Below are 10,975 nucleotides of genomic sequence, written 5' to 3'. Positions count from 1 at the left end.
GACAACGCGACCGTGCCGCGCGAGTACCGCGTCGAGGAACTGGCCGAAGCAGCCGGCATCCCCGTCAGGACACTGCGGTTCTACCGCGAAAGGCGCCTGCTCCCGCCCCCGCGCCGCGAAGGACGGATCGCGTGGTACTCCGAGGACCACCTCGCGCGTCTGCGCACCATCTCCGCCCTCCTGGAGCGCGGCCACACCCTGGGCGGCATCGCCGAGTTGATCGCGGCCTGGGAGCAGGGCCGCACCCTGGACGGTGTCGCCGAACTGCTCGGGCTGGAAGGCGCACTCGCCATCCCCTGGTCCGAGGAGACCCCGGTAAGGCTCAGCCCCCAGGAGCTCGCCGATTACTTCGGCGAGGACATAAGCCCCGAGAACCTCACCGACTCCCTGGAGATCGGCTACATCGCGGTCGACGGTGAGCAGGTCGTGCACGTCAGCCGCCGCCTGCTGGACGCCTCCGCCGCGCTCGTGCGCGAAGGCGTGCCGCTGTCCGCGGTCCTGGCCGCGGGCCGGGAGGTACGCAACCACGTCGACGCGATGGCCGACCTGTTCACCCAGGTCATCAAATCCCACGTCATGGGCGACCTGACCGGGCTGACACCCGGCGACGCCCACCGCATCGCCGAGTCCCTGCACCGGCTGCGCCCGCTGGCCAAGAACATCGTCGACGCGGAGATGTCACTCGCCATGGACCGCAAGGTGCGCGCCGAGATCGACACCTGGATGCGAAGCCACACAGAGCCTCCCCCCGGCACCCATGGCGACGCCCCCGGCACCGCGCACGACCGCGACGCCGACGCGGCTCCCGGCCCCGCCGGCGATGAACGACCGCAGCGGCCGTGCCCGCCTCCCCTCACGCCAGAACCCTGACCCTCGCCCCGCGCGCGTCGTACCGTACGACCTGAGACAGTGGAAACGGCCCATCGATCGGGAGGTGCCCCGTGCAACAGCCTCAAGACGCCAACGCCGAACAGGCCATCCTGGGTCGCATCAGTGCGATGGTCTCCGACGAGAAGGCCCTGCGGGACCTGCTCGCGGGAGGCGACGACGAGGGCGGCGACCAGCGCGAACGCCTCGCCGCCCTGGAGCGCGAACTCGACCAGTGCTGGGACCTGCTGCGCCAGCGCCGCGCCCTGTCCGAGGCCGGCGAGGACCCGGGAGGCGCGCGCGTACGGCCCTCCTCGACCGTTGAGGGCTACCGTTCGTGAGCCCCGCCCCCGACGACCTCACCGTCGTCGACGCCCCCGCCGCGCAGCGCTACGAAGCCCGCACGGACGGCGACCTGGCCGGCTTCGCCGCCTACCTGCGCGGCGACGTGCTGATCGCGTTCGTCCACACCGAGGTGCAGGAGGGCTACGAAGGCCGCGGAATCGGCTCGGCGCTGGCCCGCGCCGCCCTCGACGACGCCCGTGCCCGCGGGCTCGGTGTTCTGGCGATCTGCCCCTTCATCGACGAGTGGATCAGCAAGCACCCCGATTACGAGGACCTGCGCTACGCACCTGACAGCAAGGTGACGGACTAGGCACCCTGGATGTCGGGCCACGCGTCCATGGATGCCAGGCCGGCACCTGGCTGGCACCCATGCAGGCAAGTCGGCCCGTCGTAGCGTCCGTGCCGTGCGCGTGCCGCCCGCACCGAGGTCCATGTCGGATTCTCGCCAGACCGACGCTGTGACGAGGCGCGACACTGGACAGGTGCATACGGACTTCGACGCCTGCGTGCGGGCCGTGCAGTCGAAGGATTCCCGTTTCGACGGGTGGTTCTTCACCGCGGTGCTGACCACGCGTATCTACTGCCGGCCGAGCTGCCCGGTCGTGCCGCCGAAGGTCGAGAACATGACCTTCTACCCGAGCGCGGCAGCCGCCCAGCAGGCCGGGTTCCGCGCCTGCAAGCGCTGCCGCCCCGACGCCAGCCCCGGCTCGCCGCAGTGGAACGAGCGCGCCGACCTCGTGGCCCGGGCCATGCGGCTGATCGGGGACGGCGTGGTCGACCGGGAGGGCGTACCGGGCCTGGCATCCCGGCTCGGCTACAGCGCGCGGCAAGTCGAGCGCCAACTGCTCGCCGAACTGGGCGCAGGGCCCCTGGCACTGGCCAGGGCCCAGCGCGCGCAGACCGCGCGGCTGCTCATCGAGACGACGACCATGCCGATGAGCGAGGTGGCGTTCGCGGCCGGTTTCGCCAGCATCCGCACCTTCAACGACACCGTGCGGGAGGTGTTCGCCCTGACCCCGGGCGAGTTGCGCGCCAGGGTCGCCAAGGGCCGCCCGGCCGCCGCCGTGGGCTCGATAGCGCTGCGGCTGCCATTCCGCCGCCCCCTCAACCCGGACAACCTCTTCGGCCACCTCGCGGCCACCGCCGTCCCAGGTGTCGAGGAGTGGCGCGGCGGCGCGTACCGGCGCACGCTGCGGCTGCCCAACGGCCCCGGCACGGTGTCGCTGCGACCGGGCCCCGACCACATCGGCTGCCGGCTGTCGCTGACCGACTGGCGTGACCTGGGGCAGGCGATCAGCCGCTGCCGGCGCCTGCTGGACCTTGACGCCGACCCGCTCGCCGTGGACGCGCTCCTGTCCTGCGACCCGGTGCTGGCGCCCCTGGTGGCCAAAGCACCGGGACGCAGGGTGCCGCGGGTCGCCGACGGGCCGGAGTTCGCAGTGCGCGCGGTGCTCGGCCAGCAGATCTCGACGTCCGCGGCGCGCACCCACGCAGGACGCCTGGTGGCGGCGTACGGGGAGCCCGTCGCGGACCCGGGCGGCGGCCTCACCCACCTGTTCCCCTCACCTGAGACGCTCATCGAGCGCGCCCCCGCGTCTCTGGCGATGCCGCAGACCCGCAAGGACACCCTCGCAGCGCTGCTGCGCGCCCTGGTGGACGGCGAACTCGACCTGGACGTCGGCAGCGACTGGCAGCGCGCCAGGGCCCGGCTCACGGCCCTTCCAGGCTTCGGGCCGTGGACCGTGGAGACCGTCGCCATGCGCGCGCTCGGCGACCCGGACGCGTTCCTGCCCACCGACCTCGGTGTCAGGTACGCGGCCCGCGACCTCGGCCTGCCCGTCACCCCGGCCGCGCTGACCCGCCACGCCGCCGCCTGGCAGCCCTGGCGCGCATACGCGACGCAGTACCTGTGGGCGACGGGCGATCATCCGATCAACGTGCTCCCCGACGACGACCACCCGGCCGTCAAACCCTCCGACGACCGCGCCACTTCAGTTCCGGAAGGCACCGCACCATGAGCACCATGACGACGACCACGACGGCGTCGGCCGTCCACACCGTGGTCGACAGCCCTTGCGGCCCCCTCACGCTGGTCGCCCGGGAGGGTGAACTCAGCGGCCTCTACATGACCGACCAGCGGCACCTCCCGCCCCTGGCGAGCTTCGGCCCGCGCGCCGGCCTGCCCGCCTTCGACCGCGCCCAGGAACAGCTCGCCGCCTACTTCGACGGCGAACTCACCTCTTTCGACCTCGCCCTGTACATGTTCGGCACGCCGTTCCAGAAGCGCGTGTGGGCGGCACTGTGCGGCATCCCGTACGGCGAGACCGTCACCTACGGCGAACTCGCCGCGGCGGTGGGGCGCCCCACCGCCTCCCGCGCGGTCGGCCTGGCCAACGGCAAGAACCCGATCGGCATCATCGTCCCCTGCCACCGTGTCGTCGGCGCCGACGGCAGCCTCACCGGATACGGCGGCGGCCTCGCCCGCAAGCAGTGGCTGCTCGACCTCGAACGCGGTGCACACCAACCGACCCTGACGTGACGTCACCCGCGCGGGTGACATGCCGCCGTCTCGCCACTTGGGCGCGAGGGCCCCGGCCGGTCACCACGACCGGCCGGGGCCCTGCACCTGCTGCGCTACGACAGCGGCGGCTGTCAGACCCGCACGCCCTCCAGGTCCTCCTCGTCCTCGTCCTCGTCCTCGTCCTCGTCCGAGGACGCAACGAGACTCGGCCGCTCGGCGAGGTTCTTGCGCAACTGCTCGCCCTCGACGTCGACGTTGGGCAGTGCGCGGTCCAGCCAGCGCGGCAGCCACCACGCGGACTTCCCCAGCAGCGCGAGCACCGCCGGCACGATCGTCATCCTGACGACGAACGCGTCGAACGCGACCGCGATCGCAAGTCCGAAGCCCATCATCTTGATCATCGATTCCGACGATCCGATGAACCCGGCGAACACACTGATCATGATGACTGCGGCCGCGGACACCACCCGCGCACCATGGGTGAAACCGGTCACGACCGCCTGACGCGGCGACTCGCCGTGTACGTACGCCTCACGCATCCGGGTGACCAGGAACACCTCGTAGTCCATGGCCAGTCCGAAGACCACACCGACCATGAAGATCGGCATCATGCTCATGATCGGACCAGTCTGCTGAACGCCCATCAGACCGGACAGCCAACCCCACTGGAAGACCGCCACCACCGCGCCGAGCGCCGCGAGCACCGACAGCAGGAAGCCGAGCGCCGCCTTCAACGGCACCAGCACCGACCGGAACACAACCATCAGCAGCAGGAACGCCAGCCCCACGACCAGCGCCAGATACGGCAGCAGGGCGTCGTTCAGCCGCTGCGAGACGTCGATGTTCATCGCGGTGGTACCGGTGACGAGCACCGTGGCACCCGTGGAGTCGGTGAAGTCACCCGCATGGCCGCGAATGGTGTGCACCAGGTCCTCGGTCTGCGTGCTGCTCGGCTTCGACGCGGGCACCACGGTGAGGGTCGCCGTGTCACCCTTCGGGTTGAACGCGGGCCCGGTCACCGTCTTGACGTCCGCGAAGCCGGCGATGGTCCGCTTGACGTCCTGGGCGGCCGACTTCGGCTGCTTGCTGTGCGCAGCATCGACGACCACCGTCAACGGCCCGTTGAAGCCCGGCCCGAAACCGTCCGACAGCATGTCGTACGCCTTGCGCTGGGTGGTGCTGACCGGCTGCGAACCGTCGTCGGGCAGCCCGAGTTCCATCCGGCTCATCGGGATGGCCGCAAGACCCAGCGCCACGACCGCGGCGACCAGGAACGGCACCCGGCGCCGCACGACCAGCCGCGCCCAGCGCGTGCCCATGTTCGGCTTGTCCGTCGGCTTGGCGCGACCCTTGCGCACCTTGCGGGTGAGCACCTTGGGGCCGGCGAAGCCGAGCAGCGCGGGGATGAGCGTGAGCGCGATGAGCACGGCAAGCGCGACCGTCGCGGCCGCCGCCAGGCCCATCTTGGTGAGCATCGGGATGTTGACCACCGCCAGGCCCGCCAGCGCGATCAGCACGGTGAGCCCGGCGAACACCACGGCCGACCCGGCCGTACCGACCGCGCGCCCCGCCGCGTCCTCGCCGTCTCGGCCCTCCATGAGCTCATGGCGGTGGCGCGAGACGATGAACAGCGCGTAGTCGATGCCGACCGCCAGTCCGATCATCGACGCAAGCGTCGACGACGTGCTCGACAGGCCGAGTGTCGTCGCCAGGGCGGTGATCGACGCGATGCCGACACCGACGCCCATGATCGCGGTCAGGAGTGGCAGGCCGGCAGCGACCAGCGAACTGAACGTGATCAAAAGCACGACCGCCGCTATGCCGACGCCTATGACCTCGCTGTTGCCGGTCTCCGGCGACGCCTGGAGCGCGGTGCCACCCGTCTCGACAGTCAACCCTGCGTCACGACCGTGCTGCGCCGCGTCCTCGATCGCGGTGTGGGTCGCGTCGGTGATCTCTGTCGACTTGGCGACATAGCTGACGGACGCGTACGCGGTGGTGCCGTCCTTGCTGACCGCGTCCGCAGTGAACGGGTCCGCGACCGTCGCCTTCTGCGGGCTGTTCTTCAGATCGGTGACGACCTTCTCGACCGCCGCCTTGTTCGGCCCAGCGGTGATCTTCTGCCCGTTGGGCGCCTGGAAGACCATGCGCGCGGACGCGCCGTCGGCATTGGTGCCGGGGAAGCGCTCGTGGAGCAGGTCGAACGCCTGCTGCGCCTCGGTGCCCGGGACCGTGAAGTTGTCGGCCGGCGCGGATCGCGCGGTCGCGGCGCCGACACCCGCGAGGGCGAGCAGCGCCACCCACAACAGGACTACGTAGCGCCTCTGCCGGAAGGAGAACCGGCCCAGCTTGTAGAGGAATGTGGCCATGGAGGCATGGGCTCCCGTCAGGAGGGGGCGGACATGGGCGTGAGGAACCAGCCCGACGACGAGAGCGGCGTGTCAGGTGGAGCGTGGTGTGCTGATGTGGTGGTACGGAAAGGTTCGCTGGTGCGGACGCGGTCGGATCAGTGGCCGGACGAACCGATCCGGCCGACCGGACCGATCATCGAGTCGCTGTGCTCAGGACAGGCCGAGCGCCGGGACGACCACCGCGTCGATGTATCTGTGGCTGTATTCCGGATCTGGGTCGATGCCTTCGATGATCGGGCGGGTCAGCGCCCCCCCGAACAGCATGTGCGGCACGAAGTCCCGCGCCGGGTTGTCCGCGGCCAGTTCACCGCGGTCCACCGCGCGCTGCACCAGTTCGGCGAAGCTGACCAGTTCCGGCTCGATGAGCAGCTCGCGCAGGGCGCGGAACAGGTCGATGTTCTGGAACGCGGCATGCGACAGCCCGCGCATCAGCTCCTGGTCGCGCTTGACCTCGCTCTCGTCGTGCAGCCGCACGAGCTCGTGGAGGTCGCCCGCGAGGGAACCGGTGTCGATGTCCGCGAGGGAGACCGGCTTGCACTGCCGAAGCGCCGTGGCGACCAGTTCCGGCTTGCCCTTCCACTGGCGGTAGAGGGTGGCCTTGCTGGAGCGGGTACGGGCGGCGACGGCGTCCATGGTCAGTGCCTCGTAGCCGACCTCGCGCAGCAGGTCGACCACAGCCTCGTACAGTTCCCGCTCGCGCTCGGGAGTCAGGCGACTGCGCCGCGTAGAGGTACCGGTTTCCGGCGACATGCCCTCTCCTCCCTGTCTGACGGTCGCGCCGATCATACGGAGTCATCGCTCCGTATGGATACGCTTCGAAACGATGTCGTACACCTAAGAGCGTAAACGGCCCACGATCGAAACGCCACCGTTTCGATCGTGGGCCGTATCACGTCTCCGCCAGGCAACCGTCAAGCCGCCATCAGGTGATTTCGTGCCGGCACCCCGCGCGCCGCACACCCGAGCGCGCCCGTCGCAATACCCACGTCAGGAACGGACCGCCAAGACCGTCACGCCGGCAGCGCGATGGTGTGCCCGGTGCGCTCGACCTTCGCCCGCAGGTAGCTGACGTTCGACGCCGAGACGTGGACGGCGGTCGGCACCTGCTCGACGACCTCGACACCCAGGGCGTCGAGCTGCCGCGCCTTGTCCGGGTTGTTGGTCAGCAGCCGGACGCTCCCGACGCCCAGGGCGATGAGCATCTGCGCGGCGGCGGTGTAGTCACGCTCGTCCTCCCCACGGCCGAGGGCGAGGTTCGCCTCATAGGTGTCGAGGCCGTCGTCCTGAAGGGCATAGGCGTCGAGCTTCGCGTAGAGCCCGATCCCGCGCCCTTCCTGCCGCAGGTAGAGCAAGTAGCCGCCGGTGGCGGCGATCCGCTCCACCGACTCCCTCAACTGCGGCCCGCAGTCGCATCGCTCGGAGCCGAACACGTCACCCGTCATGCACTCCGAGTGCGGCCGCACCAGCGGCACGCCGCCAGCGCGGTAGTCGCCGATGCCCAGCGCCAGATGCTCCTTTCCGTCCACCAGACCGGTGAACGCGTACACATCGGCGGTCGTCCCCCACCCGTCGGAGAACCGAAGCGGAACACGCACCCTCGTACGGACCTTGGCGGCGGCCACAGCCGCACCAGCGTCAACCGTCATCGCCACTCCCTCGTAAGATCTTGAAACCTCAAGCTCCTCCCGGTCGCGGTTTATTTCCGCCCGATCTCGTGGGTCGGGTCACACGGCGGCGCCGCCCACGGGGTGGAGCCACGCGACGAGGCGGGCGGCGCGATCATCGATGTCGGGACACACCCAGGAGGCGGCCCAGCGCGCCGCAGCACGTCACCTGGGCCGGTAGACCGCCACGGCGAAGGACGCACTCGTCTCGACCACGTCACCCATGGCCCCGATACGTCGGCCCAGTTCCGCGGCGTCGACGTGGCGAGCCGACGGCCCCATGGACACGAGGTCGTTCGCCTCCTGGGGTGTCAGCCGCAAGCCGTACTCCAGTTCCAGCGCATCAGCGTGCTCGGGCCGGAAGTGGGCGTCGAGCGTACGGGAGAGCCGCTCCTCCTTCGCCGCGTCAACGGTCAGCAGGCCCGCGGCACTCCGCACCTCGGCCAGGTGCCGTGGGGTCGGGGTGACCACCACAAGCGCACCGTCCGGACACAGGACACGCCGGAACTCGGGTCCGTTGCGCGGAGCGAAGACGTTCAGCACGACGTCCATCGACCCCGACCGCACCGGGAGGTCACGCCACACGTCCCATACGGCGGCGACCGCCCGCGGATGTGCCCGCGCCGCGCGCCGCAGTGCGAACTTGGAGACGTCCAGGCCGAGCCCGACCGCCTCAGGCACCGCGTCCAAGGCGGCGGCAAGGTAGTAGCCAGTACCGGCGCCCGCGTCCAGAACGTTGCCCCGCGCCACGCACCATCGGTCCGCGGCCTCGGCCACCGCGCGGGCCAGCGGCGCGTAGTGCCCGGCGCTCAGGAACGCGTCACGGGCGCCGACCATCGCTGCGGTGTCGGCGGTTCCGGCCCGCATGTCACCCGTCAGGAGGCTGACGTACCCCTGGCGCGCGATGTCGAAGGTGTGGCGCCTGCCGCACCGCAGAGATCCCGCCGAGGTGTGGAGACCGTCACCGCACAGCGGGCAGCGAAGGACGTCCAGGAGCCGGCGGCGCGGGTCGCCGTCCTCGAACGCGATTGGGGGCATGCTCTGTTCCTCGGCGTAGCTCGGCGTCGGTTGCGACTGCGGGCTGCAGTCGCCCTCCGGTGCAGGATAGGTGGCACGCGGTCGGCGCATGTCCGACAGGGACCGCATACCGCCGAAAGTCCCAGAATCGCCCTGTACGGCCACACAGCCGACCCGAGCGGGATTTTCCCCACCCGAGAGGCGGCGTCGCCGCAGACGGCCGCCTACGGGCTTTGAGCGGGCCACTGGAGGGGCTTCTCGGCCCGCTCCCCTCGCCGTGTGCGCCGCCATCCCCCGGCGCTACGCGTACGGACCGCTGCCCCAGGCCGCTGCACACATCGCTCCACGCCGGCAGGGTCGTCGCCGGGCGTCCTACTCGGGCTGGGGGCGCTGCTGGTGGAACAGGGCGACGCCCTCCAGAAGCCCCTTCTGCTCGACGGTCGGGTTCCCGGACAGCCACTTCAGCGCGGTCTCGTTGGTCGGAGAACCCGCAACCAGCTTGTAGACCCTCAAGTAGCCGGCGAGGCGGTTCAGGAGCTCGCTGTCCTTGATGGCGGCCGAGCTCCCGTAGACGGACAGGGCCGGGGACCCGGCGTGTACGTGGCTGTCCATGAAGTGGAACTCCAGGGCGAGTCGTTTGCGTTCGGAGGAGAGTCGGTCCTCCTTGACGTCCTTGAGGATCGCGGAGAGCTTGCCCTGGCTCTTGAGGTAACTGTCCCCGATGGCGAGCTTGAGCGCCGCCGCGGCCTCACTGCCGAACGCCCGCAGCTCCGAGCAGATCCACCGCTCCTTCATCGTCAGCGCGGGGGTCTGGGACTTGAAGCGACGTGTGACGGAGTCGAGGGCGTGCTGCATCTCATGGGTCACGGTCGCGGCGAACTCGCGCAGTTCGCGAGACGACGCGTCGTCAGCGGGCCGCGAAATCCGGAGCACGCCGCCCTCCGCGGTCTGATCGTCGATGGCGAACTTGGCGCGCGCGCCCGCGAAGCTCGTCTCATCGTCGATCTCGATCCTGATGGATGCCTCCTCCAGCTCCCTGAACAGCTTGCGATACGGGATGGCGAAGTGAACGCCCTCCAACTCGCCCGCCGCCTTGGCGAGTCGTTCGGCGAAGCGGTCCGGCGGGAGGTTCTCCTGTGACCACTTGCCCTTCTCGTAGCCGATGGTGCGCTGGACGGCCGGCTCGCAAGCGTGCCCGGCTGTCGCGCCGCCGACCGCCCGCTGCACAGGTGCCGGACCGGCCAGCACCCTGGTCGCGTTGGCCTCGGCCTCCCGTTCGAAGTCGTCGGTCGGGGACGAGATCCTCAGGCCCTGGCCGTTGTCGTTCCCCCCAACCGGGCCCTGCCGCTGCTGGACGACATGCGTCAACTCGTGGGCGAGGGTGTGCCGGTCCGCGCCGCCGTCGCCGATGACCACGTGATTGCCCATGGTGTAGGCGCGGGCGCCGATCTCGCTTGCGGACCGCTGCGCGGCGATCCCTGTGTGCAGCCGCACCTCGGAGAAGTCCGCTCCGATCCGCGCCTCCATTTCCCGCCTGACCGGCTCGGCCAAGGGCGTGCCCGAGGTACGGAGCACCTCGTCGAAGGAGGAACGCTGCACTGCCGGAGCCGAGGCGGCGGATTGGTGCCCGCAGCTGCCCGAGTGGGCGGGCTGGGCCTGCTCCAGCATCCCGGCCACCGCGGCGTTGCCCACGGTGCGTTGCAGGGCAAGGAGCGAGGCCCCGTTCAAGCCTCCAGGTTGGAGAGCCGCTGGAAGTGAGGGTCGCGATGCCGTTCGACCGGCCGCCCCACGGCGTACGGCCGCTTGGGGCGTCTTGTCACTCTCGTGGGCACGCATGAGTTAGGTCCCTTGTCACGGCACAGACGGGCAGTTCCATGCATACACCGGTGCCCGGCCCGCGCGGGAGGGCGAGAAGGGCAGAGCACGGTGCCCTCGCAGGTACCCACTCGGCGTGCGGATGACGAGCACGGGCTTGCCACCAGGAGGTCACCGCACTTCGGCGTCCCCCTGCTCACACAACCGACCTCGACGTACCGGCCGGCTGCGCACGGGCCGAGAGGCAGCCGCAGTTCGTGCCGTACAGGAGGAACAACACGGTAACCCCCTGATGCGAAGTGGCTCCGGACCGCCACGAGACTCCGTACCCAAAG

The 10,975-nt window shown here is 70.3% G+C and carries 10 protein-coding genes; 5 read left to right on the top strand and 5 right to left on the bottom strand.

Going from position 1 to position 10,975, the window contains the following annotated elements; genetic code table 11:
- Positions 1-12 precede the first annotated feature (12 nt).
- The 5 genes from OG896_RS23810 to OG896_RS23790 all read left to right on the top strand — a co-directional run bounded on the left by OG896_RS23810 (position 13) and on the right by OG896_RS23790 (position 3,751).
- Complete coding sequence (locus tag OG896_RS23810) at positions 13-870, top strand: MerR family transcriptional regulator (RefSeq protein WP_329374230.1); 858 nt, start codon at positions 13-15, stop codon at positions 868-870.
- Positions 871-941: 71 nt separating this feature from the next.
- A complete protein-coding gene (locus tag OG896_RS23805) occupies positions 942-1,208 on the top strand; it encodes a DUF2630 family protein (protein ID WP_329368479.1) in 267 nt (88 codons plus the stop codon).
- On the top strand, positions 1,205-1,522 hold the full coding sequence (locus OG896_RS23800) for a GNAT family N-acetyltransferase (protein ID WP_329368477.1): 318 nt from the start codon (positions 1,205-1,207) through the stop codon (positions 1,520-1,522). Before OG896_RS23805 ends, OG896_RS23800 begins: the two co-directional genes overlap by 4 nt.
- Positions 1,523-1,694: 172 nt before the next feature.
- Complete coding sequence (locus OG896_RS23795) at positions 1,695-3,230, top strand: DNA-3-methyladenine glycosylase 2 family protein (protein ID WP_329368476.1); 1,536 nt, start codon at positions 1,695-1,697, stop codon at positions 3,228-3,230.
- 5 nt (positions 3,231-3,235) lie between these two features.
- Positions 3,236-3,751: a methylated-DNA--[protein]-cysteine S-methyltransferase gene (locus tag OG896_RS23790; protein WP_329368474.1), complete on the top strand. Its 516-nt coding sequence runs from the start codon at positions 3,236-3,238 to the stop codon at positions 3,749-3,751.
- 113 nt (positions 3,752-3,864) lie between these two features.
- Here the strand turns inward: OG896_RS23790 and OG896_RS23785 are convergent, their stop codons facing one another.
- From OG896_RS23785 to OG896_RS23765, 5 genes are all read right to left on the bottom strand, one after another.
- The gene (locus tag OG896_RS23785) at positions 3,865-6,102 is read right to left on the bottom strand and encodes an MMPL family transporter (protein WP_329368472.1); all 2,238 of its coding nucleotides are present in this window, start codon (positions 6,100-6,102) and stop codon (positions 3,865-3,867) included.
- 192 nt (positions 6,103-6,294) lie between these two features.
- Positions 6,295-6,894 (bottom strand): TetR/AcrR family transcriptional regulator, encoded by a 600-nt coding sequence (locus tag OG896_RS23780; RefSeq protein ID WP_329368469.1) that lies wholly within the window; start codon positions 6,892-6,894, stop codon positions 6,295-6,297.
- A 260-nt stretch (positions 6,895-7,154) separates the two neighbouring features.
- Positions 7,155-7,790, bottom strand: a complete 636-nt coding sequence (locus OG896_RS23775; protein WP_329368467.1) for a GTP cyclohydrolase II — start codon at positions 7,788-7,790, stop codon at positions 7,155-7,157.
- Positions 7,791-7,973: 183 nt separating this feature from the next.
- Positions 7,974-8,846 (bottom strand): putative RNA methyltransferase, encoded by an 873-nt coding sequence (locus OG896_RS23770; protein ID WP_329368465.1) that lies wholly within the window; start codon positions 8,844-8,846, stop codon positions 7,974-7,976.
- 351 nt (positions 8,847-9,197) lie between these two features.
- Positions 9,198-10,553 (bottom strand): eCIS core domain-containing protein, encoded by a 1,356-nt coding sequence (locus OG896_RS23765; RefSeq protein WP_443057147.1) that lies wholly within the window; start codon positions 10,551-10,553, stop codon positions 9,198-9,200.
- Positions 10,554-10,975: the final 422 nt, after the last annotated feature.

It is taken from the genome of Streptomyces sp. NBC_00669 (genome assembly GCF_036226785.1).
Lineage (GTDB): Bacteria > Actinomycetota > Actinomycetes > Streptomycetales > Streptomycetaceae > Actinacidiphila.
The sequence above is the reverse complement of the archived record's forward strand: the minus strand, read 5'-3'. Positions and strand labels throughout refer to the sequence as shown.

What these genes read in the sequence shown, in the direction of transcription:
- OG896_RS23790 (WP_329368474.1), top strand. Translation starts at nt 3,236, where the DNA reads ATGACGACGACCACGACGGCGTCGGCCGTCCACACCGTGGTCGACAGC.
- OG896_RS23785 (WP_329368472.1), bottom strand. Translation starts at nt 6,102, where the DNA reads ATGGCCACATTCCTCTACAAGCTGGGCCGGTTCTCCTTCCGGCAGAGG.
- OG896_RS23780 (WP_329368469.1), bottom strand. Translation starts at nt 6,894, where the DNA reads ATGTCGCCGGAAACCGGTACCTCTACGCGGCGCAGTCGCCTGACTCCC.
- OG896_RS23775 (WP_329368467.1), bottom strand. Translation starts at nt 7,790, where the DNA reads ATGACGGTTGACGCTGGTGCGGCTGTGGCCGCCGCCAAGGTCCGTACG.
- OG896_RS23770 (WP_329368465.1), bottom strand. Translation starts at nt 8,846, where the DNA reads ATGCCCCCAATCGCGTTCGAGGACGGCGACCCGCGCCGCCGGCTCCTG.